Below are 20,946 nucleotides of genomic sequence, written 5' to 3'. Positions count from 1 at the left end.
ACAACGTATTACTTAATATATCGGGTTTCGAAATATATTTCTAGTCATTTTACTCAATTTTTTAAAAATTAATGCTAATTAATGAAACAGGTTTAAAACTTTATATTGAAACGCCTCCGTTCTAAGGCTTACATGAAAAAAACATGGATACACTCATCCATGTTTTCTCAACATTATCTATTCATATGCTTAATCTGCTCGTTCATGACTCCTGCTTCTGCAGCTGCTTTTTTGTCTTTTTCCATATCGCCAGGCGCATTGGCTTCCCCAATAATGTAACCGCAAAATTCCATGCCAACGAAATCAAAGATATATTGAAACTGCTGGATCAGCGGCAATGCCTTTATTTTCGGGGAGTCTCCGCCTGCAATGACTACATAGGCTTTTTTCCCTTTGACTGATTCTTTAAAAGATAATGTTTCATCCCGTAATGCCTGTGACCATCTGTCGAAAAAGTCTTTCATGGAACCAGACATTCCGTACCAGTACAGCGGTGTTGAGAAGACAACAGTGTCTGCCTTCAAAAAGGCGTCAATCACAGAATGAAAATCATCTTCGACCGGCTGAAAGCCCCCTTCCTCATGACGCTTATCTGCAATAGGCAGGATGGTCTTTTTACGGAGATGGATAGCCGTATGCTCTGTTCCCTCCAGCACCCAATCTGCCAATTTTTCTGAATTGCCGTTTTCCCGGCTGCTTCCGTAGATGGCTAAAATACTCATTCTGACACTTCCTCTTGATTTGTTTTCAGCTGTTTTGCTTTGTTTAGTATGTGCATGACACAATCTGATTTTGCAGATGCATAATCATTGCCGCTTTCCCACTCTTTTTCAGAGAGGACTATTTTGGTTTCTTCATAATAGTTAAGATCATCTGGATTCGCCCGAAGATGGTCACGGAACAAAAGATGATCCTCCCACCACTGATGAGTTACCGGCACAGCATGAATATGAGCGATTCTGTGCTCCCGGGCAACCGTCAGCCCCTCAACTTCAACAGGATTTGGATAGAGGTCAAGTACATCCTCCCTTACCCCAATAAAAAACCGCCGGAATGGCAGTGCCTGATCGTAAACTTTCTTGTATATGTACGGCTCTCCTGAAAGAGCTGAAACGACATCGGGCAAGTCTTCTTCATCTGGTACACCAATCAGAATATCGATAATCGGCTTGGCAGACAGACCTTCAACAGACGTGCTTCCGATATGCTCAATTTTAATATCCGCATTTTTAAAGCAGTTTTCAAGCTTTCTCTTATGCTGCTGGAACTGTATTTTCCAAGCCGGATTATATGCTGCAAGCTCAATTTTCATTTGCAGGACTCCTTCATTAAAATTAACCTTGACCATCGTACCATTTCCTGTAAGGTTTTTAAAAGTATTTTGCATGACTTCGCTGCGAACGAATTTTCTCCAAAGACGCCCACCCGGCAAAGCTTTTCCCTGCATATACTTTTTTTGTGCAGGCATTGATGAAATGCTTATCCCTGTTCAAGGAGATGTTACTATGGAAAATCAGCAGGAACTGCTTGATATGAATGATGTCAGAAGACCGTTTGGATTTGGCGGGTTTGGAAGACCTGGGTTTGGATTTGGAAGACCGGGATTTGGTTTCGGGAGACCGGGATTTGGCTTTGGCAGACCAGGATTCGGTTTTGGATTCGGACGCCCGTTTGGCTTTGGCTTTGGCAGGCCGTTTGGATTTTATCCGTTTGGATTTGGTTTTCCATTCTTTGGAGGATTACTTGGAGGACTTGCGCTGAGCTCGCTCTACAATCCATATTATTACGGTTACGGATATCCTTATTACCCATATTACGGCTATTATTGAAAACGGGAAGAATTTCTCTTCCCGTTTCTTATTTTTTCCGGGCAAGAACCGATGAGCCCTTTTCTGCATATGGATAACGTAAAGATGAATAGAAGGTGAAGCAATGCCTACAGTTGTTAATCTCTACTGCTTAAAGGTTAACAGTATTTCCGGCAACGGATCCGTAACAATTGGGGAAGCGATTCACAACAGTCATACATCCAACAATAAATCTCAGGGACTTAACTCTTCTTACGGTGACACTTCCCCTGCAGAGGCATTAATGGAAAACGTTTATATTGATCCGGATGTAAATGATCAAACCGATATTGCCAACTCTGATCCTATCAGCATAGGTGTTCCGGCGCCGGTTCCTGTTCCTATACCAAATCCGCCTGTGAACGGGTTTCCATTTCCGGTGCCTGCAATGGCTGGTCCAGGTTCAAATATGGATTTACCTCCTGAGGTATACGTTCCGATTACTAAAAAGTAAGGAGTTAAAGATATGCCCTTTCAGATAAATGTGTTTAACTTTCAGGTCAACGGTGTTACCCAGAACGGGAATGTTGACTTGGGTCCTACTGTCCATAACAGTCATACCGCAAACAGCAAATTTTTTGGCGTTAATTTTTCTCTTGGCAATTTTTCTCCAACTTTTTCACAAATGAACACATGTACAATTGATCCGGACGTAAGCGATCAGGATCAAATCGCGAATCCCTCGATGCCGGTCGTCAGCCAGATATAAAAATGGGATTAAAGGAGGAGCTTTATGGATATTCACAAGGTTCAAAAATGGCTGGAATTTACGAATGCCAATCAGAAAAATGATTTCTGGCAGAATATTTTTGATCAGCAAAAGCCTGAACGGGTTTTTGAGGAAGACCATAAGCCCCTTTATGACCTGTATAAAAGCGATACTCATGTATGTGCAGTTATAGAGCTCCCCGGGGTTGGACGGGATGATGTCACCTTTGCACTTAAATCCAATATCGATTTGATTGTAAAAGGCCATAAAAGGGCTCTTTATCCTAAGGAAATGGAAGTTGAAATACATCGTTCCTACGGGGATTTCGAGTGGGTCATCCGGCTTCCTGAACCTGCCCACGCCAATCAAATCAGCCTCCATTTCGATCATGGTCTTGTTTATGCTGCCTACCCTGTTTCGAGAGCGGAACCCATTCAGCCAATAGAAGGTCACAACAATCTAACTTAAGTGTGTGATAATATGCTATTTTCTTATTTTAAAAGGAAACTGCTGGCAGACCTTAAAGATCAGACAATGATTGAACGGGATCAGCTGGTGAAAAAAATTGAATCTCTTGAAAACGAAATCGGCATTCTTGTTAAGCATTTGGCTAAAGAACAGGTGAAAGATGTTTGGCAGAATGAATCCCGTTCGATCATTATTGAGAACGTAACCATTGAAAACCTGAACATTGATCAGGCGGATCTCAGCAGCAATTTTGGGCAGCTTGGCATCAACGAATTGAGCGGCCAGCTGAACATCGGCACAACGTATCAATCAAAACTTTCGGATAAGATTCCGGAAAAAACGAACAGACTGTCCGGACATTCCGGGGAAGCAGGGCCGAAGACAACCATTCGAAAAAGGCGGGATGAATAGGAACCTGCGGAAAGTTCCTCATTCATTACATAATAGTAAAGCTGAAATCACGTTAGATTTCAGCTTTTGGCGTTAGTCATTTTCAATCACTTTCAGTACCTTTGCCGGATTTCCTCCGACAACTGTGTTTGCAGGCACGTCCTTTGTCACGACGGCACCGGAAGCAATCACGGCATTGTCGCCAATCGTTACGCCGGGATTGATGACAGCAGCTCCACCGATCCAAACATTGTTCCCAATGGTAACCGGCTTTCCAAACTCTTTGCCGCTGTTGCGTTCTTTCGCATTTAAAGGATGAGTTGCCGTATAGATGTGAACACCAGGTGCAAGCATGCAGTTGTCTCCGAATCTTACCTCGCATACATCCAGAATGACACAGTCAAAGTTGGCGAAAAAGTTTTCACCGACATGGATATTCGAGCCGTAATCACAGCGGAAGGTCGGCTCAATGTAGACATGGTCGCCAGTTGAACCTAAGAGCTCTTTCAGAAGGCTCACACGTTCAGGGTCTGTTTCAGTTGTTTCGTTAAAATGACGGACAAGTTTCCTTGCTCTGATTCGTTCCTCTGCGAGCGTTTTGTCTTGAGGGTCGTACATTTCTCCTGCCAGCATGATTTCTTTTTCCGTTCTCATAGTTGTCGCTCCTTCTGATTTTTAATACCTAAAATCTTACTCCTTTTTTCACGTTTTGTTAAGTGTTACAAAATAAAAAGCAGCACAGATTTCTCTGCACTGCTGGATGTATTTATGACAGGTCCGCTATGGCATTCAATTCAGAAATCAGTGTTTCTACAATGAATGCTGCATCCTCATCCTCGATATTCAGAGGCGGCGAGATGGCCAGCACGTTGTTGAAGCCTGCCACTGTTGCCCCGTTCTTTCCGATCAGCAGCCCTTTTTCTTTGCAGACAGCCATGACTTTATTGACAAGGCCGGCATTTAACGGGGCTTTTGTTTCTTTGTTTTCGACAAGCTCGACTCCAATAAGAAGACCTTTCCCTCTCACATTGCCGACCAGAGGATTTTTCTGCAGCCTTGACGTTAGTTCAGATTTTATTTTTGCGCCAAGCTCAGCCGACCGCTCGAACAACTTTTCTTTTTCAAAGATTTCAATGTTTTTAAGGGCCAGGGCACAGGCTGCAGGATTTCCTCCAAAGGTATTCACATGGCGGAAATAATCGTATTCCTCCGTCCCTTTAAAGGCTTCATAGATTTCTTTTTTCACAGCCGTCGCAGACAGAGGAAGATAGGCGCTCGTAATTCCCTTTGCCATGGTAATGATATCCGGCTTCACACCATAGTTCATGAAACCGAATGCTTTCCCGGTCCGGCCGAATCCGCAGATGACTTCATCCACAATCAGGAGTGCGCCATGCTTTTCACATGATTCCTTCACACCCTGCATGTACTGCTCAGGCGGCATCAGAATGCCGCCTCCGGTAATAATCGGCTCCATAATAACCGCAGCGACTGTCTCGCTGAGCTCCCACGTCATGGCCTGATCAACCGCCTGAACCGATTTAAGCTCGGCAGGCTTTATGCCTTCTTCTTCAGGAAAACGGTACTGATCGGGCGGCGCCACATGGATAAAGCCCGGAGCAAGCGGTTCGTATTTGTACTTCCTCTGCGCCTGCCCGGTTGCAGCCAGTGAACCAAGAGTGTTGCCGTGATAGGCTCTGTACCTTGAAATAATCTTATACCGCTCACTGCTTCCTGTCTGCTGATGGTATTGACGGGCTATTTTAAATGCTGTTTCATTCGCCTCAGATCCGCTGTTTGAAAAAAAGATGACATAGTCCCCGCCAAGCATGTCATTCAGTTTCTCTGAAAGCTCAATGGCAGGCAGATGACTCTGTGTCAGCGGAAAATAAGCAAGCTTCTTCAGCTGTTCATAGGCTGCTTCTGCAAGCTCTGTTCTTCCGTATCCTGCATTGACGCACCATAATCCGGCCATGGCATCAAGGTACCTCTTTCCGCCGGCATCTGTCACCCAAGCTCCCTTAGCCTCTTGTGCGATAATGGTTGCCTCGGGATTAAACGGCTTCATCGAATGCCACAGATGCGCTTCATCTTTTTGCAGGGCATCTTTTACATCTGTACTCTTTTGCATACTCATCCTCCCTGTCTGTTAAAAATCAAAACGGGATGTAATCATTTTTTTCCGCGTATAGAAGTTTACGCCGTCTTTTCCGTTAACATGTAGATCCCCGTAAAAAGAATCCTTCCAGCCAGAAAACGGGAAGAAGGCCATCGTCGCAGGCACCCCTACATTGATGCCGAGCATTCCGGCATCCGCTTCTTCTCTGAACGTGCGGATAGCCTGCGCATCCTTCGTATAAATGGTTGCACCGTTTCCATAACGGGATTTGCGGATATATTCAAGGGCCTCGTCAAGGTCTGATGCTCTAAGAACACTGAGTACCGGCGCAAAGATTTCTTCTTTTGCAAGGGTCATGTCCGGTGTGACTTCATCGAAGATCGTCGCACCTAGGAAATAGCCTTCTTTGTTGCCATCCATATCTCTCCGGCCATCCCTTACAAGCGCCGCACCCTCCTCCATGCCTTTTTCTATATAGCCGATCACTTTTTTCAAATGAGAATCACGAATAACCGGCGTCAGTAAAACCTCATCATCCAGGCCATTTCCCATCACAAGTTCATCCGCTTTTCGCTTAAGGATGTTCATGAACTCGGTTCCGTCTCCGACCGTGACAACAGCACTGCATGCCATGCACCTCTGGCCCGCGCTGCCGAATGCAGAACTGACAATATGCTGGGCTGCTTTTTCAAAGTCAGCGTCCGGCATGACGACATGATGATTTTTCGCTCCCGATAACGCCTGCACCCTCTTTCCATTAGCAGCAGCTTTTTCATAGACATATTTGGCGACAGGCTGTGAGCCGACAAATGAAATCGCTTTTATTTCCGGATGTGCGAGCAGGCCGTTAACCACATCGCGGCTTCCGTGAACAATGTTCAGCACACCGGCCGGAGCCCCCGCTTCCGTAAACATCTCCGCAAGTCTGTTTGACAGGAGCGGAGTCCGTTCTGAAGGCTTCAGCACAAAAGTATTTCCGCATGCTACTGCAAGAGGGAACATCCAAAGCGGCACCATCATCGGAAAATTAAAAGGCGTAATGCCTCCGACTGCCCCAAGCGGGTAACGGAACATTTCAGAGTCCATCTCTTCAGCAATGCCAGAAAGCGACTCGCCCATCATCAGACTTGGAGCCCCGGCAGCAAACTCCACACACTCAATTCCCCTTTGAACTTCCCCGTAAGCTTCTTTATATGCCTTGCCATTCTCTGAAACAATCAGTTTCGCAAGCTCCTCATGGTTTTTGGACAATAAGTGATGATAGGCAAAAAGAATCCTGGCCCGCTTTGGAACAGGCACGCGCTTCCAGGTCTTAAAAGCTTCTGCGGCTGCCATCGCAGCTGCATGCACATCCTCTTCAGTTGAGATCGGCACAGAAGCTATTTTCTTTCCTGTCGCAGGATTAATGACATCCTGCATCTCACTTCCAGCAGCACTCACCCATTTCCCGTTAATAAAATTCTTTATAACCGCTGCCTCATTAGCAACTGTCATTCTCATCCCTCCTGAATACTGAAAATTCTATAAACTCATTATCCCCCACAACACCCCCGCGTTCATTAGACACACTGTAAAACAAAAGAAAGGAAGAATGCTACATAGTGACAAGAAAAGCGGAATCGCTCGTTTAGCTCCGGGAGTCAGATAAGGAATTGGCGGTAAAGGCGCTTTTTGCCTTTGCCGACGGTTCCGTTCTGACAGAGGAGCTGAGCGATGGAGCTGGACAATGAGAAAAGCGGAATCAGCCGTTTAGCTCCGATAGGCAGAAAAGAAATTGACCAGAAAGGCCGGGTTTGCCTTTTTGGGCAATTTTGTTCTGACAGAGGAGCTGGCTGATGGAGCTGGACACAAGAAAAGCGGAGCCGACTGTTTAGGCCTGGCAGTCAGATAAGAAATCATCGGAAAAGTCCGGTTTTGACTTTTTCGGGGATTTTGTTCTGACAGAAGGACTAGGAGGCGCAGCTGGACACAAGAAAAGCGGAATCGCTCGTTTAGCTCCGGGAGTCAGATAAGGAAACGGCAAAAAGTCCTGTTTGCTTACCCTCCGATATCGATTTTCAGTTTAAGAGGGTACGATTCAGACATTTGCTTACCCTCCGATATCAATTTACGGTTTGAGAGGGTACGATTCCATCATTTGCTTACCCTCTGATATCGATTTTCAGTTTGAGAGGGTACGATTCCATCATTTGCTTACCCTCCGATATCGATTTTCAGTTTGAGAGGGTACGATTCAGACATTTGCTTACCCTCCGATATCGATTTTCAGTTTGAGAGGGTACGATTCCATCATTTGCTTACCCTCACATATCGAATTTCAGTTTTGCAGGGTAAGAAACTCCCCTCCCTCACAGCAAAAAGAGCACCTCCGTATAGAAGTGCTCCTAATCTACTATTCAATTTTATGCTGCAGCGGGATGGTGCCTTCTGTATTTCGGACAAAATCATAGGCCATCAGCATAAACTCCAGGGCGAGGCGCTTGTCTGAATTCATGAAGTTCTCCCCAAGAAGAAGCTCAAGTTTTTCAATTCGGTGGTACAGGGTCTGCCTGACTATAAAGAGCTTTTTGGAGGTTTCCTGCTTCGACCCGCTGCAGGCAAGATAGGTTTTCAGCGTAATCAGCATATCACCGTTGTACTTGCGGTCGTATTCAAGAACGGGACCGAGGTATTCATTGATTGTCTCTTCTAGGTCACCGTGTTTTTTTAAAAGAGACATCATTCTGTACATATGAAGATCCTGATAAAAGCAGCTTTTCCCTTCTGCTGAGAGAGAGTCCTGAAGGGCCAGTGTTTCTTTGGCCGTCTGATAGCTGTATGGAATATTCCCCAGTCTGTCCGCAAATTTTCCCACACCGATTGTGAGGGAGGAGGCTCTCTGCCTCTCTGTTCCGCTTCCTGAATATATTCTTGAAATCGCACCGCTCATGCGGTCTTTCCAGTCCTGCCTGTTCCGTTTGTTTCCTGCAATGAAAATCAGGTGATGGCGCACTTCCACGGTAAACAGGTGAAAGCCGAATTGTTCAAAAACGGTTCTGAATAATAACTTAAAATACGTGCTGTCTGCATTTTGTGTCTGGCCTGCTGCATCAGGGGATAATTTGCAGATGCACACCGCGCCTCCGTTAAGCCTCAGCATGGGATCTTGAAAAGCAAGCTGCTCTTTGATCACTTCATCGGTATATTCCCCCTCAAGCCAGTTGGTCAGCCACTCACTTTCTTCTGCCATTTTTTTCTCTTTTACATAGAGATCCCTGAGCAAATGCTGGGCAAATGCATTTGCCGTTCGGTCTAATACGAGAAGATCAAATTCGTTCAGTTCTCTGCACTCGGTCCATATATGCAATTCTGCATACGTTTCGCCGAGTATTTGGACGGGCTGGCTGGCCGCCCCTGCTTTCTTTTCCTCACTTCTTAATGAAAAGAGCAATGCTTCCTTTTCGCTGCTGTCAGGTTCCGGGAAAAAATCGGTTTTATTCCCTCCGAGAACAGCCGCCACCTGTACTTCCAGATAGGACTGCATAAATTTGAGGATTTGCTTGTAATCTTCAATTTCAAGAAGCATCTTGTTCAGCTGCTGAGAATAGGTTTCAAGTTCAGATAACAGTTGATATTGTTTATTGATGATGAGGGAATGCACATCTTGTGTAATTTCAACAAAAGGCACTTCGTGATGAAACAGAATGATGGGAAAATGGCGGGAATCTGCAAGTGCAATCACCTCTTCAGGTATGGTGTGGATATGGGTGCCGAGCTCAATGCACAGTCCGGCAGCCTGCCTGTCGATTAATTGCTGAAGAAAAGAAACAAGTTGTCCGGGATGATCCTTGAAACCAAGACCGGTAGTCAGAATCAGTTCATGACCATTTAAAAGATTGCTGATTTGTATCGATTCGACAATATGCACCCATTTCAGCTGCCGCCGCAGGCCATTTACTCCTGCGATGACTTCAGTCCGGGAAAAATGCTTTCGATTTAAAATCTCGTCAATCGTTATGTATGATTTCATCCGCACACCCCTTTTTTGATGTCGCTTCCTTTCATTATAAAAGAGGCACAGGGTGAACACTATACGTTTGTCAGCTTTTCTCACAAAAAAGATAGGACAAAATCTGCCCTATCCGCGTCGAACCATGTCAATTTTTAGCTTGTGCAATCAGCATGGCCGAAAAGTATTTTCGACCGTCAGCCGTTTTCACATGCATCTCCGCCTCAGTATCATCCTGATCTTTGAAGACAAGGAATGCTCCGCTCAGGTTTTCCGTAACGGAAGAAATCTTCCACCCTTTTCCGAGATAGTAATCCATTTTGTCCCGTTCAGCAAGATACTCCTGATAATCTGACATCCTTCTCCTCCTATTAAATATGTTCTGTTGGAGCAGCTGTGATTGCGATGTTCGGTTCATATTCCTCTTCAAGGTCAATGATCCAGTCGTTACCCGCAGTTATGCCAAGATACTTGGAATCATCCGGGTCATTGATCTCAGCCTGTGCATATTTTTTAAACCACCAGTATTTTGCAAGAAGATAGTAGCTTGCCCCTCCGGCTGCAAAACCTATGATAAAAGAGTAGTCTTTAAAGATTACTGCAGCTGCTCCCCCGGCAATCCAGGCAATATAGCCCGCTGCATTGATGCCTTTATAGTATTTGTACTGCCCTTCAGCTTCGTAAAGATCTTTTACATTCACTCTCCGCTTTCTGAGAAGATAGTAGTCTGAAATTAAAATGCCGCAGATGGCAGAAAGAATGCCTCCGACAACGAGCAGAATTTCAATAATGACCCCAAACAGACTCCACGGCTGCACGACAATTCCGATTATGCCCGCAACCGCAACCCCTGCCCAAAAAGGAACTTTCGGACCGCCGACATTTGAAAAAATGGTCGCGGCCGGTATGAGGTTAGCGGACGTATTTGTCGACCACTGGGCCAGGACGATCATAATGAGCAATATGCCGAGAATGATGCCTGTTGCAGACTGCTGCAGGGCAACAACAGGATCATAGTTCGTCACAGCGATATAGGACACAGCACCAATGACGACCATAAACGTTTGAACAATTGGATAGGCGATCAGATTTCCTGCGATTTGGCTCCTGTTTCGCTTAAACCAATTACGCTCCATTTTAGGCGCCTTTACAAACCTGGAAAGGGAGGGCATATCTGCCGCAAGCGTTCCCCAAAACCCCATGTTCGCCATGATGACAACCATAAAAGCGGTGACAGCTGCCCCTCCGGCTGCCGGACTCTCTACCCACGACCAGACGCTTCTTCCCTGCGCAAGAGCCTGATCTGACAGCGTAAAATACATCCATCCGGAAATAAGAATAATAACGGGTGCCGCGAGATCTGCAAAGCGCTCGATCGCTTTCATGCCAAGAGCCGTGTTGACAACTTGCAAAATGGCAAAGATGAAGAAGCAGACCATCCAATTATCAAATCCAAATAAAGTTGCAAGAATCGCATTCATCGCGCTTGCTCCGAAAAACGTATTGACTCCAAACCAGCAGGAAGCAACAAATCCCCTCACAACAGACGGAATGTGTGTTCCAACCGTACCAAACGGCGCTCTCATATATACTGGAAAACTTAAACCGTGTTCAACACCAATGTCGCCCGTAAGCGTCATAATAAACCCAAGGGCAACGGATCCAACTATGGTGGCGGCCACGACCCATCCAAGCGGAAGAGACTGAACCCCGGAACCCCCTATGGCAAATGCAGCAAGAACAACAGCCATCCCTACCCAAATCAGGCCAAAACCAAGTGAACCGATGTTTTTCTTATGATGAGGAATCGGCAGCAAATCCGGAGATTTCAAATAACCTTTCGCCACAATACATGTCCCCTTCCGCATGAAACATTTAAATTTTCAAAGCCTTACTCTTATATTGAGACTTTTGAAGAGCCGGCTGTTCCAAGCTGTTCCCCGTATTTGGCCCGTTTTATATATTGCCCGGTCCCTGCTTTTCCTGCAAACTGTCTGTCGCGCACGACAAATTCCCCTTTTGAAAGAACAGAAACGGGCACTCCTTTCACCTCCATGCCTTCAAACGCATTATAGTCCACAGCCATGTGGTGGGTTGAAGCAGAAATCGTTCTCTCTGCTGACGGGTCAAACAGGACAAGATCAGCATCAGATCCAACTGCAATGGTTCCTTTTTTCGGATACAGGCCGAACAGCTTCGCAGCCTTTGTGCTCGTTAAATCAACGAACTGATTTAAACTGATCCTGCCTTTACTTACCCCTTCAGAATAGAGAATGCTGAAACGGTCCTCAATAATCGGCCCGCCGTTAGGAATTTTCGTGAAATCGCCCTTGCCAAGATCCTTTTGGCCATTAAAATCAAACGAGCACTGATCAGAGCCAAGTGTCTGCAGCACGCCTGTCTTCATGGCGTTCCACAAAACATCCTGGTGCTTTTTCTCGCGCAGCGGCGGTGACCAGACGTACTTTGCCCCTTCGAACTCAGGCTTTTCTAAATAAGACTGATCAAGCACAAGATACTGCGGGCATGTTTCTCCCCAGACATCAAAACCTCTGCTTCTTGCTTCGGCTATTTTTTCTACAGCCTCTGCACAGGAAACATGAACGACATACAGCTGCGATCCCGCAAGACCTGTGAGCTGTGCTGCTCTTCCTGTTGCTTCGCCTTCTACTTCAGGCGGACGTGTAAGAGCATGATAAACCGGATCTGTTTTGCCCTCTTGGAGTGCCTTTTTTGTTAAATAATCAATCACGTCCCCGTTTTCTGCGTGAACCATGACAAGACCGCCTAGCTCTTTTGCGGTCAGCAGTGTCCGGAAAAGGGTTTCATCATCTGCCTGAAAAACATTTTTGTAGGCCATAAAGACTTTAAAGGAGGAAATTCCTTCTTCTTCAATTACAGAAGGCAATTCATCAAGGACCTGATCATTGATTTCTGAAATCATTAAGTGGAAGCTGTAATCAATGACGGCTTTGTCTTTGGATTTCTTATGCCATGTCTTTATGGCATCCTTTAATGGCTTTCCTTTTTCCGTCAGGCAGAAATCGATGATGGTCGTTGTGCCTCCAAAGGCTGCTGCGGTTGTCCCTGTTTCAAAATCATCTTTTGTAACGGTTCCTCCAAACGGCATATCAAGGTGTGTATGAGGGTCAATTCCTCCCGGGAAAATGTAGCATCCGTTTGCATCAATGATTTCTGCACCGTTTTCTGTCAGATTGAGGCCAATGGCAGCAATCTGTTCTCCGATAATGAGAATATCTCCCTGAAAGGTATCAGAAGCCGTCACAATCGTTCCGTTTTTAATGAGTTTTTTCATGTGTATCCCCCTTTCCTATTTCACAGCATTGGACGTTCCAAGAGAAGCAATCGCTGACTGACGCTCGTTCCACGTCATTGGCGGCAGCTCATTTGCAAGTTCAACCATGTCGATAGCCCCGTCAACAGGACAGACGATAGAACAGAGATTGCAGCCGACGCAATCTTCTTCCCTTACTTTTAAGTATGGTTTTCCGTCAGACGTCATCAGCATATCAATGCACTGATGGGACGTGTCTTCGCAAGCAATATGGCATTTATTGCAGTTAATGCAGACGTCTTCATTAATTCTTGCAGCAATTTTATAATTCAGATCAAGCTCGCCCCAATCTGAATACCTTTCAACCGATTTCCCGACAAGGTCCATAACGGACGCAAGACCCTTTTCATCCAAGTAGTTTGAAAGACCTTCAATCATGTCTTCAACTATACGGAAGCCGTGATGCATGGCAGCTGTGCATACCTGCACGCCGGTTGCTCCCATCAGCATGAATTCAACGGTGTCCTTCCAGTTTGAAATCCCTCCTATTCCTGATATCGGAACATTGATGCGGGGATTCCTCGCACATTCAGCGACCATGTTCAGCGCAATCGGCTTAACAGCAGGACCGCAATATCCGCCGTGAGCCCCTTTTCCTGCTACATGCGGAATCGTATTCCATGTATCGATGTCTACTCCTGCAAGGCTGTTGATCGTATTGATCATCGAGATCGCATCAGCTCCGCCTGCCACTGCAGCTTCTGCGGTCACGGTGATATCGGTAATATTTGGTGTCAGCTTCACGATAACAGGCGTTTTCGCAGCTTCTTTCGCCCAGTATGTCTGCCTTTCGACAAGGTCAGGCACTTGACCTGAGGCCGCGCCCATTCCTCGCTCTGCCATACCGTGAGGACAGCCGAAATTCAGTTCAAGCCCGTCAACTCCGACATCTTCAACACGCTTAACAATTTCATGCCACTTTTCCTGTTTTGGCTCAACCATTAAGGAAGCGATAATGGCATGATTCGGAAACCTTTTTTTCGTTTCATAAATTTCCTTAAGGTTCACTTCAAGCGGCCGGTCTGTAATAAGCTCAATATTGTTAAAGCCTGCAACGCGCTGTCCATTAAAACTGACTGCTGCAAACCGTGAAGAAACATTCAGGATCGGATCACCGAGTGTTTTCCAGACAGCTCCCCCCCAGCCTGCTTCAAATGCCCTCTGAACCTGGTAGCCCGAGTTTGTCGGCGGGGCTGAAGCAAGCCAGAACGGATTCGGAGACCGTATCCCGGCAAGATCAATCTTTAAATCAGCCATAGTGAATCCTCCTTTATAGAAAAGTGGAACCGCCTCGATCAGCTCCGAAGGACAGAAAAGGATCAGCCAGAAAAAGCCGGGTTTGCTTTTTATGGCTGAGCCGTTCTGGCCGAGGAGCTAGGCGGTGGGCAGTTCCTAATGACAAATTGAAATCACAAAGCAGGGTTGAGCGCCTCTGATATTAGTTTTTTGTGAATCTGATAAGCTGTCAGTTTCCCCTGCTGGGCTGCAGAGACGACCATGGCTTCGCCCTGGCCCTTTCCGAAGATTACGTCACCGCAGGCAAACACTTTATCATTCGAGGTCTGATAAGTCCCTGATGAGAGCTTTACGACTCCGTCTGCATGGTCAAGCCCAAAACTCTCTATGAGAGATACATATCTTGATTGGCCGATTGCCCGGATTACTGCATCTGTTTCAATGATGAATTCAGATCCTTCAACAGGCACCGGACGCGGACGTTCTCCTTCTCTTGCTGAAACAAGCTCCATTTTGATGCATTCAAGGCCAGTCACTTTATTTTCTTCATTTTTAATAATCCGCTTTGGTGCCGTCAGCCATCTGAAGACGACGCCATCCTGTTTGGCAAATTCATACTCAAACTCGTAGGCTGTCATTTCAGCTCTTGTTCGTCTGTAAAGAATGCTCACATCCTCTGCACCAAGGCGGACTGAGCAGGTTGCAGCATCGATTGCCGTATTCCCTGCACCAATTACGACCGCTTTTTTCCCCGCAAGCTTAAGCGTTTTTTCCGTTTTTGTTTCTTTGACAAATTCAATCGCATCATAGACACCATCTGCATCCTCGCCTTCTATGCCAAGCTTTGGCACAGCAGCCATGCCTGCGGCAAGAATCACGGCATCATACTCCTCAAGCAGCTCTGAAGGCAAAATGTCTCTTCCAACTTTGGTATTCGTTCTGATCTTCACATCTAGGCTCTTCACCTGATCGACTTCCCAAAACGAAATGGCCTGCGGCAGCCTGAATGAAACAATGCCGTATGTGTTTAAGCCGCCTGCCTGACTTTCCGCTTCAAAAATGGTGACTTCATATCCAAGCAGGGCAAGTTCTCTTGCAGCCGAGAGACCTGCAGGACCGCCGCCTACAACGGCAACGTTTTTTCCGTTCTTCTCCCCTGCTTTAAACAGGACCTGCTCATTATGAATCGCCCAGTCGGTTGCATAGCGCTGAAGGTTGCCGATCATAATCGGTTTCGTGGAAGAATTCAGCACACAGGCTCCCTCGCAAAGTTCCTCAGTCGGACAAACACGGGAGCAGCTTGCGCCGACGGGATTTGCCGACATAATGGTTTTAGCTGATCCTTTCAAATTTCCTGAAGCGATTTTCTTAATAAAAGAAGGAATCTCGATGCCGGTCGGACAGGCTTTAATGCACGGTGCATCATAGCAGTACAAGCACCGGTTTGCTTCCTCAAGTGCTTCCCTGGCAGACAGGGGCGGTTCTACTTCCATGAAATTTTGTTCAAGTTCATGGGCCGTAATCTCTCTCATCAAGCTCATTACCTCCTTTTTAAGGCAGCAGGGCCGTCATTTCCTGATACGTTTCAGGGCGTCTGTCACGGTAAAATTGCCAGGTATCCCGGACTTCGCGGATCACTTTTTTATCCATCTCTCCAATGACCACTTCATCTCTGTCACGGCTTCCTTCCGCAACAAATCTGCCCCTTGGATCGGCGAGATAGGATTGTCCGTAAAATTCACCCATATTCCAAGGCCCCTCATATCCCACCCTGTTGATGGCGCCAATATAATAGCCATTTGCGACAGCATGTGCAGGCTGTTCAAGCTTCCAAAGGTATTCAGACAGGCCTGCAACTGTTGCTGAAGGATTAAAAACAATTTCCGCACCGTTCAGCCCGAGAAGCCTTGCTCCCTCAGGAAAGTGCCTGTCATAGCAAATATAGACACCGATCTTCGCAAACGCTGTATCAAAAACAGGGTAGCCTAGATTGCCTGGCTTAAAGTAGAACTTCTCCCAAAAACCGCCGCCGTCTTTTCCGACTCCGACATGAGGGATATGATGTTTGCGGTATTTCCCTAAATACGTTCCATCCGCGTCAATGACAGCAGCTGTATTATAATAAGTTGCTATTCCTTCCCTTTCATAGATCGGCAGCACGATCACCGTTCCAAGCTCCCGGGCAAGCTCCTGAAACCGTTTTGTGGTCGGCCCGTTTGGAATTTCCTCTGCTGCATCGTACCATTTCGTATTCTGTTCCGTGCAGAAATAAGGGCCGTAGAATATCTCCTGAAGACAGACAATCTGCGCACCCCTGCTGCTTGCTTCCCTCACAAGCTTCACGTGCTTTTCAATCGCCCGTTCTTTATGGATATCCACAGCCTCATTTCCGTCTGTATCGTTGCTTGCCTGAATTAAACCGATGACCACCTTATCCGGCATATAAAAAACCTCCTCTGCGTCAAATAAATAGTCTAAATATTAAAAAAATAATACCTGTCTCTATTTTACTTTTAACAAATTGGGTTTACACTGTACAAATTGTTAAATGGTTAAGGAGATTTGTCTTGCAGAATGTAAAAAATGAGCAGAGTGCTGTCAGTAAATCTGACACTCTTTTCTATAAAGTTGTTTTATGGACACTTTTTAGGTAGGATAGGTAGGGAGTATACCCTGAAAGATTGGAATGATACATAATGAACATTGCAGCCTATACGGTTGAAAAACTGCAGGATCCATTTGGCATTCTCACCGGAGACCGGTATGAATTTATTCTTGACCTTGAGGTAGATGAAGAGGATGAGCTTTATACTGAAAAAGGTCTTCTCATGAAGGTGATTTTTGCTGTTAACGACACCGGTGAAGGAACCGTTTCTGTTTATCATCTGATGGAGCAGGAAACAAATGCCGTCCTTGATTTTGAGCTTGAAGAAGAAGAAGAAATGATGGTTAAAGCATTTTGCCAGAAGCATTACAGAGAAGAATAGAAAAAAAACGAGCAGGGTAAGCACCCTGCTCGTTTTTCTTTTGCTTATTTTTTGAAAATCCCAAAAGGTTTTCCAACAGGCAGCACTGTTTTTCCGAAATGAGTATTCAGCACCGCTGCAGCAGAACCGTAGAACGACAGCAGGGCAATGATCATTTCAGATACAGCAGCAAGCATGTGGGTTGCCTCATGCATGATATCAAAAGCACTTAATGAAAGTCCGATAAATAAAAAATCGATAAAAACAAAAATCAAAAACAATACCTTATGTGTTTCCATCGCACCGACTGTCATGAACAGACTGAAGATCAGATAGCCGATAAAGGCAAAGCCAAGCTGTTTCGGATCGGCAGCTGCTGCAAGCTTCTCGCCGAACACTCCCATTTGAATCAGCCAAGTTGCGCCGACTCCAAGCCAGAAAAGGCCAAAAGCGCCAAAAGCAGTTGTTCCAAATGTGTTGTTATGCTTTGCGTCGTGAATACTTGCAAAAAGCTGGGCAAAACCTCCGAGGAATATAGCCCAAGGCAATATAAGAGAAAGCCCGTCAGTTAATCCTAGTTTTTGTGACGAAGCCACTAGTGTTACCATAGCGAGTCCAAAAAGCCCGATTGCTGAAGGATCTGCAGTAGTGATTTTTACTTGCTGTACATTTTGTTGATTCATGGTGAGCCTCCTAAATTTTTAACACATACTCGACCACGATACAGGATGCAGATACTCGTGTCAATGGATTTTTCATGAGCTGATAAAGGTAACCGTTTCCAAGATATTTATGACCCTTCATGCATCGCACGAAACTGCGAAAGGTCCAGCCATCAGTTCTAAACCTGGAATTCCTGGTTTTTTTTGCTGCAAATCCAGGAAAAAAGCGCATAAAAAAAGCCGCTCAGACCTGAGCGGCTTTTTCGTTCATTATAATTTTACAACATTCTCAGCTTGAGGTCCGCGGTTGCCTTCAACGATGTTGAATTCAACTTCTTGGCCTTCTTCTAATGTTTTGTACCCTTCGCCTGTGATCGCGCTGAAGTGAACGAATACGTCGTTTCCGCCTTCAACTTCGATAAATCCAAAGCCTTTTTCTGAATTGAACCATTTTACTTTTCCAGTCGTCATGAGAGAAAACCTCCAAAAATTTTTTAATATGCCCTACTATTTACAACATGGTAAATAAAATATTCACATATTATAAAGAGTATCAATTAGAGGAATAGATAGTCTTTATAACATGTGAATGCTAAATGCCATATAAAATCATGAAAAGATTTTGATAGTTTGACAAATCTATTGGTTATTCATTTATTATCTGTGAACACAAAGCAACGAAAGCCCTACCTCTCTCTCGTCCTTGCGGCTCCGATGACCGCGCCAGCTTGAATTGAGCTAACAAAAATCAAAGGATTTGAATTTGAAGCATTTGTCCATATAAGGACTGATTGACTCATTATTAATATGGTAGAAGGGTATTTCATAATGAACTAACTTTTTCATTATACATGGAAAGGTCTAGAAAATCAAATAAATGGTTAATAATGTCGAAAAAAGAAAGCGCTCCGCAGAACGGAGCACTTTTTTTATTCTGCGTTTTCTGTTTCGGCAAGCACGCGGTTTACACGTTTCTCAAGCATTTTCATGCCGCTTCCGCCTGCCTGGAAGTGACGGAGAGCTCCTGTTTTGTCAAATACATAATAAGCAGGAACATACTGATTTTCGAATGCATCTGTAAGCTTATGTTCACTGTCAACAAAGATTGGCTGTGAAATATCATGCTCAGCCGCAACTTTCTTGATGTCCTCAAGGTTCAGGTCGTCTTCTGATCTTGGCATGTGAACAGCCACTACATTCAGTTTGTCTTTATACTGGTCTCTGAATTCATTTACCTGAGGCATTGCTTCTTTGCAGAGGTGGCAGCTTACTGACCAGAAGTGAATCAGTGTAGGTTTTTCTCCAATTAAATCTTCTTTCGTCTGCTGGCCGTTCAGCCATTCAGTCGCGCCGCTTAATTCCGGCATTTGTGCACGTAATTTCATTGTGTTTCCCTCCATTGCTTGTTTAAAAAAGGCCTAACAAATAGTTAGACCTCTCATCAACCGTTTATTAAAGTGTAGCTTGTCCAGGTTTCCAGTTAGCCGGGCAAAGTCCGCCAGTTTGAAGAGCCTGAAGCACACGAAGTGTTTCATCTACGTCACGGCCGATGTTGTTGTGGTTAACAACAGCGTATTGAAGTTCGCCGTCAGGATTGATGATGAATAGTCCGCGAAGAGCTACGCCTTCTTCTTCAATAAGGACGCCGTATTCGCGTGAAACCATATGGTTTGTATCCGCTGCAAGCGGGAATTTAAGATCGCCAAGGCCGTTTTCTTTGCGGTCTGTGTTGATCCATGCAAGATGAGTGTGAATTGTATCAGTAGAAACGCCGATTACTTCAGCATCAAGATCTTCAAACTCATCATAACGGTCTGACATTGATGTAATTTCAGTCGGGCAAACGAACGTGAAGTCCATTGGATAAAAGAACAGCACTGTCCATTTGTCGTTTTTCATATTTTCTTCAAGGCTTACTTTTCCAAATTCCTTGTCAGCCATTACCGCATCCATTTCAAAGCGCGGTGCTTGTTTACCTACCATGCGTTCTGCCATGATGTATCCCTCCAATATGTAATTGATATCTGGTATCGATATCAGCTTAATTGAGAATCACAAATCGATTTTCTCAATTGTTGTCTTGTTTATTTCACATTGACCATTATAGTGCAACGACTATTTTTAGTCAATGTTAAATAATAATTAATTTAAAAAGGCTCTGTGCCTAAATAGGAGCACATGTATTGGTATTCCCTTTTCAGATTGAAAACAATCACCAAATCTCAGCAATTTCTGATTAAATTCTACAAAATCAAGTTTAACATGATGTCCTTGGGGTAACCAAATAATTAGTCTTACTTTATTAGTACAGGAAGGATGTTGGTTCATGGAATTTTTTGATTTAATCAGCAGAGTAAACTGGGTTGGCATTTTGACTGCAGCCGGTGTCATCACACTCAAGCTGATCGGCATACTTATTGCTTTTTTGGTTGTAAGGGCTATTGGCACAAGAGTGGTTGAAAAGACGTTTAAGAGGGTTCAGGAGCGTCAGTCCATTTCAATTGGGAGATCCAGAACGCTGCAGAGTCTGACACTCAATCTCTTCTCATATATTCTGATCTTTATTTTTGTCGTGATGGTGTTTGAAGTATTTGAATACGATGCAACTGCTCTTCTCGCAGGGGCTGGAGTTGTAGGACTTGCCATCGGTTTCGGCGCACAGGGACTTGTCAGCGATGTGGTGACAGGCTTCTTCCTGCTCCTTGAAAAACAGCTTGATGTGGAGGATTATGTAACAACAGCAGGATATTCTGGAATCGTTGAGCAGGTTGGCCTTCGGACCACTCAGATCAGAAGCTTTGACGGGACGCTTAATTATGTGCCGAACAGAGAGATCATCAGCTTAAGCAATCATTCAAGAGGCAACATGCGTGCTCTCGTTGATATCGGCATTTCATACGATGATAATATCGATGAGGCTATATCGGTTATTCAAAAGGCGTGTGATGAAATGGCCGCCGAGGATGCATCGATCATTGAAGGACCAAGTGTGATCGGTGTTCAAAGCCTTGGCGCATCGGATGTTGTGATCCGGATTATCGCCAAGACAGAGAATATGATGCAATGGGGCGTAGAGCGCAATCTTCGTAAAAAAGTGAAAGAAACACTTGATGCACACGGAATTGAAATCCCGTTTCCTCATCAGGTTTATATTGAGAAGAAACAGTAAAAAAACAGCAAATGAGCTGCCGGCTTCGGCAGCTCAT

The 20,946-nt window shown here is 45.1% G+C and carries 22 protein-coding genes and 1 pseudogene; 7 read left to right on the top strand and 16 right to left on the bottom strand.

Annotation, left to right across the window (positions count from 1 at the left end; genetic code table 11):
- Positions 1 to 173: 173 nt before the first annotated feature.
- On the bottom strand, positions 174 to 716 hold the full coding sequence (locus ACK1LH_RS08240) for a flavodoxin family protein (RefSeq protein WP_087946313.1): 543 nt from the start codon (positions 714 to 716) through the stop codon (positions 174 to 176).
- 2 nt (positions 717 to 718) lie between these two features.
- Positions 719 to 1,312: a GrpB family protein gene (locus ACK1LH_RS08235; protein WP_158001606.1), complete on the bottom strand. Its 594-nt coding sequence runs from the start codon at positions 1,310 to 1,312 to the stop codon at positions 719 to 721.
- Between the two features lie 220 nt (positions 1,313 to 1,532).
- Here ACK1LH_RS08235 and ACK1LH_RS08230 point away from each other — a divergent pair, with 220 nt between their 5' ends.
- The 5 genes and pseudogenes from ACK1LH_RS08230 (at position 1,533) to ACK1LH_RS08210 (ending at position 3,435) form a co-directional block, all read left to right on the top strand.
- Positions 1,533 to 1,829, top strand: a complete 297-nt coding sequence (locus tag ACK1LH_RS08230) for a hypothetical protein (RefSeq protein ID WP_411335081.1) — start codon at positions 1,533 to 1,535, stop codon at positions 1,827 to 1,829.
- Positions 1,830 to 1,932: 103 nt separating this feature from the next.
- A pseudogene (locus ACK1LH_RS08225) lies at positions 1,933 to 2,193 on the top strand (spore germination protein); the annotation flags it as partial.
- Between the two features lie 120 nt (positions 2,194 to 2,313).
- Complete coding sequence (locus tag ACK1LH_RS08220) at positions 2,314 to 2,556, top strand: spore germination protein (RefSeq protein WP_029285275.1); 243 nt, start codon at positions 2,314 to 2,316, stop codon at positions 2,554 to 2,556.
- Positions 2,557 to 2,580: 24 nt separating this feature from the next.
- The gene (locus tag ACK1LH_RS08215) at positions 2,581 to 3,024 is read left to right on the top strand and encodes an Hsp20/alpha crystallin family protein (RefSeq protein WP_029285277.1); all 444 of its coding nucleotides are present in this window, start codon (positions 2,581 to 2,583) and stop codon (positions 3,022 to 3,024) included.
- Positions 3,025 to 3,036: 12 nt separating this feature from the next.
- Positions 3,037 to 3,435, top strand: coding sequence for a hypothetical protein (locus tag ACK1LH_RS08210; RefSeq protein ID WP_051827067.1), 399 nt, complete (start codon positions 3,037 to 3,039; stop codon positions 3,433 to 3,435).
- A gap of 72 nt (positions 3,436 to 3,507) precedes the next feature.
- On the opposite strand, the gene ACK1LH_RS08205 is transcribed toward ACK1LH_RS08210, so the two are convergent.
- From ACK1LH_RS08205 to ACK1LH_RS08160, 10 genes are all read right to left on the bottom strand, one after another.
- Positions 3,508 to 4,068 (bottom strand): maltose acetyltransferase domain-containing protein, encoded by a 561-nt coding sequence (locus ACK1LH_RS08205; RefSeq protein ID WP_029565511.1) that lies wholly within the window; start codon positions 4,066 to 4,068, stop codon positions 3,508 to 3,510.
- 112 nt (positions 4,069 to 4,180) lie between these two features.
- On the bottom strand, positions 4,181 to 5,545 hold the full coding sequence (locus ACK1LH_RS08200; RefSeq protein ID WP_029565510.1) for an aspartate aminotransferase family protein: 1,365 nt from the start codon (positions 5,543 to 5,545) through the stop codon (positions 4,181 to 4,183).
- 18 nt (positions 5,546 to 5,563) lie between these two features.
- Positions 5,564 to 7,027, bottom strand: a complete 1,464-nt coding sequence (locus tag ACK1LH_RS08195) for a CoA-acylating methylmalonate-semialdehyde dehydrogenase (protein ID WP_029285285.1) — start codon at positions 7,025 to 7,027, stop codon at positions 5,564 to 5,566.
- Between the two features lie 898 nt (positions 7,028 to 7,925).
- Positions 7,926 to 9,542, bottom strand: coding sequence for a PucR family transcriptional regulator (locus ACK1LH_RS08190; protein WP_029281516.1), 1,617 nt, complete (start codon positions 9,540 to 9,542; stop codon positions 7,926 to 7,928).
- Between the two features lie 127 nt (positions 9,543 to 9,669).
- Entirely contained in the window at positions 9,670 to 9,879 is a 210-nt protein-coding gene (locus ACK1LH_RS08185; protein ID WP_029281518.1) for a hypothetical protein, read from the bottom strand.
- Positions 9,880 to 9,892: 13 nt separating this feature from the next.
- Positions 9,893 to 11,368: an NCS1 family transporter gene (locus tag ACK1LH_RS08180; protein ID WP_234703366.1), complete on the bottom strand. Its 1,476-nt coding sequence runs from the start codon at positions 11,366 to 11,368 to the stop codon at positions 9,893 to 9,895.
- 50 nt (positions 11,369 to 11,418) lie between these two features.
- Positions 11,419 to 12,837 carry a dihydropyrimidinase gene (gene hydA, locus ACK1LH_RS08175; protein WP_029281523.1) on the bottom strand — a complete coding sequence of 473 codons (1,419 nt, stop codon included), beginning with the start codon at positions 12,835 to 12,837 and terminating at the stop codon, positions 11,419 to 11,421.
- 15 nt (positions 12,838 to 12,852) lie between these two features.
- Positions 12,853 to 14,133: an NAD-dependent dihydropyrimidine dehydrogenase subunit PreA gene (gene preA / locus ACK1LH_RS08170; protein WP_029565509.1), complete on the bottom strand. Its 1,281-nt coding sequence runs from the start codon at positions 14,131 to 14,133 to the stop codon at positions 12,853 to 12,855.
- Positions 14,134 to 14,285: 152 nt separating this feature from the next.
- Positions 14,286 to 15,644: an NAD(P)-dependent oxidoreductase gene (locus tag ACK1LH_RS08165; protein ID WP_411335080.1), complete on the bottom strand. Its 1,359-nt coding sequence runs from the start codon at positions 15,642 to 15,644 to the stop codon at positions 14,286 to 14,288.
- 19 nt (positions 15,645 to 15,663) lie between these two features.
- Positions 15,664 to 16,554 carry a nitrilase-related carbon-nitrogen hydrolase gene (locus ACK1LH_RS08160; protein ID WP_029281527.1) on the bottom strand — a complete coding sequence of 297 codons (891 nt, stop codon included), beginning with the start codon at positions 16,552 to 16,554 and terminating at the stop codon, positions 15,664 to 15,666.
- Between the two features lie 254 nt (positions 16,555 to 16,808).
- Here ACK1LH_RS08160 and ACK1LH_RS08155 point away from each other — a divergent pair, with 254 nt between their 5' ends.
- Positions 16,809 to 17,099 carry a DUF6509 family protein gene (locus ACK1LH_RS08155; protein WP_029281528.1) on the top strand — a complete coding sequence of 97 codons (291 nt, stop codon included), beginning with the start codon at positions 16,809 to 16,811 and terminating at the stop codon, positions 17,097 to 17,099.
- A 44-nt stretch (positions 17,100 to 17,143) separates the two neighbouring features.
- Here ACK1LH_RS08155 and ACK1LH_RS08150 read toward each other — a convergent pair whose 3' ends face one another.
- The 4 genes from ACK1LH_RS08150 to ACK1LH_RS08135 all read right to left on the bottom strand — a co-directional run bounded on the left by ACK1LH_RS08150 (position 17,144) and on the right by ACK1LH_RS08135 (position 19,735).
- Positions 17,144 to 17,761 (bottom strand): acetate uptake transporter, encoded by a 618-nt coding sequence (locus tag ACK1LH_RS08150; RefSeq protein WP_029281529.1) that lies wholly within the window; start codon positions 17,759 to 17,761, stop codon positions 17,144 to 17,146.
- A 249-nt stretch (positions 17,762 to 18,010) separates the two neighbouring features.
- On the bottom strand, positions 18,011 to 18,211 hold the full coding sequence (cspD, locus tag ACK1LH_RS08145) for a cold-shock protein CspD (RefSeq protein ID WP_029281530.1): 201 nt from the start codon (positions 18,209 to 18,211) through the stop codon (positions 18,011 to 18,013).
- A 458-nt stretch (positions 18,212 to 18,669) separates the two neighbouring features.
- Positions 18,670 to 19,125, bottom strand: a complete 456-nt coding sequence (locus tag ACK1LH_RS08140) for a TlpA family protein disulfide reductase (RefSeq protein ID WP_411334936.1) — start codon at positions 19,123 to 19,125, stop codon at positions 18,670 to 18,672.
- Positions 19,126 to 19,192: 67 nt separating this feature from the next.
- Positions 19,193 to 19,735, bottom strand: coding sequence for a peroxiredoxin (locus ACK1LH_RS08135; protein ID WP_029281532.1), 543 nt, complete (start codon positions 19,733 to 19,735; stop codon positions 19,193 to 19,195).
- Between the two features lie 331 nt (positions 19,736 to 20,066).
- Between ACK1LH_RS08135 and ACK1LH_RS08130 the strand changes: the two genes are divergently transcribed.
- Positions 20,067 to 20,909 (top strand): mechanosensitive ion channel family protein, encoded by an 843-nt coding sequence (locus tag ACK1LH_RS08130; protein WP_029281535.1) that lies wholly within the window; start codon positions 20,067 to 20,069, stop codon positions 20,907 to 20,909.
- The last annotated feature ends 37 nt before the right edge of the window (positions 20,910 to 20,946 follow it).

Origin of the sequence: Metabacillus indicus, assembly GCF_046603695.1 — a bacterium.
In the GTDB taxonomy this organism is placed as follows: Bacteria; Bacillota; Bacilli; order Bacillales; family Bacillaceae; genus Bacillus_P; species Bacillus_P indicus.
This window is presented reverse-complemented; position numbering and strand designations above follow the sequence as displayed.

Bases quoted from the DNA above. Each gene is read 5' to 3' on its own strand.
- ACK1LH_RS08235 (WP_158001606.1), bottom strand. From the start codon at position 1,312: ATGAAAATTGAGCTTGCAGCATATAATCCGGCTTGGAAAATACAGTTC.
- ACK1LH_RS08230 (WP_411335081.1), top strand. From the start codon at position 1,533: ATGAATGATGTCAGAAGACCGTTTGGATTTGGCGGGTTTGGAAGACCT.
- ACK1LH_RS08220 (WP_029285275.1), top strand. From the start codon at position 2,314: ATGCCCTTTCAGATAAATGTGTTTAACTTTCAGGTCAACGGTGTTACC.
- ACK1LH_RS08215 (WP_029285277.1), top strand. From the start codon at position 2,581: ATGGATATTCACAAGGTTCAAAAATGGCTGGAATTTACGAATGCCAAT.
- ACK1LH_RS08210 (WP_051827067.1), top strand. From the start codon at position 3,037: ATGCTATTTTCTTATTTTAAAAGGAAACTGCTGGCAGACCTTAAAGAT.
- ACK1LH_RS08205 (WP_029565511.1), bottom strand. From the start codon at position 4,068: ATGAGAACGGAAAAAGAAATCATGCTGGCAGGAGAAATGTACGACCCT.
- ACK1LH_RS08200 (WP_029565510.1), bottom strand. From the start codon at position 5,545: ATGCAAAAGAGTACAGATGTAAAAGATGCCCTGCAAAAAGATGAAGCG.
- ACK1LH_RS08195 (WP_029285285.1), bottom strand. From the start codon at position 7,027: ATGACAGTTGCTAATGAGGCAGCGGTTATAAAGAATTTTATTAACGGG.
- ACK1LH_RS08190 (WP_029281516.1), bottom strand. From the start codon at position 9,542: ATGAAATCATACATAACGATTGACGAGATTTTAAATCGAAAGCATTTT.
- ACK1LH_RS08185 (WP_029281518.1), bottom strand. From the start codon at position 9,879: ATGTCAGATTATCAGGAGTATCTTGCTGAACGGGACAAAATGGATTAC.
- hydA (WP_029281523.1), bottom strand. From the start codon at position 12,837: ATGAAAAAACTCATTAAAAACGGAACGATTGTGACGGCTTCTGATACC.
- preA (WP_029565509.1), bottom strand. From the start codon at position 14,133: ATGGCTGATTTAAAGATTGATCTTGCCGGGATACGGTCTCCGAATCCG.
- ACK1LH_RS08165 (WP_411335080.1), bottom strand. From the start codon at position 15,644: ATGAGAGAGATTACGGCCCATGAACTTGAACAAAATTTCATGGAAGTA.
- ACK1LH_RS08160 (WP_029281527.1), bottom strand. From the start codon at position 16,554: ATGCCGGATAAGGTGGTCATCGGTTTAATTCAGGCAAGCAACGATACA.
- ACK1LH_RS08155 (WP_029281528.1), top strand. From the start codon at position 16,809: ATGAACATTGCAGCCTATACGGTTGAAAAACTGCAGGATCCATTTGGC.
- ACK1LH_RS08150 (WP_029281529.1), bottom strand. From the start codon at position 17,761: ATGAATCAACAAAATGTACAGCAAGTAAAAATCACTACTGCAGATCCT.
- cspD (WP_029281530.1), bottom strand. From the start codon at position 18,211: ATGACGACTGGAAAAGTAAAATGGTTCAATTCAGAAAAAGGCTTTGGA.
- ACK1LH_RS08140 (WP_411334936.1), bottom strand. From the start codon at position 19,125: ATGAAATTACGTGCACAAATGCCGGAATTAAGCGGCGCGACTGAATGG.
- ACK1LH_RS08135 (WP_029281532.1), bottom strand. From the start codon at position 19,735: ATGGCAGAACGCATGGTAGGTAAACAAGCACCGCGCTTTGAAATGGAT.
- ACK1LH_RS08130 (WP_029281535.1), top strand. From the start codon at position 20,067: ATGGAATTTTTTGATTTAATCAGCAGAGTAAACTGGGTTGGCATTTTG.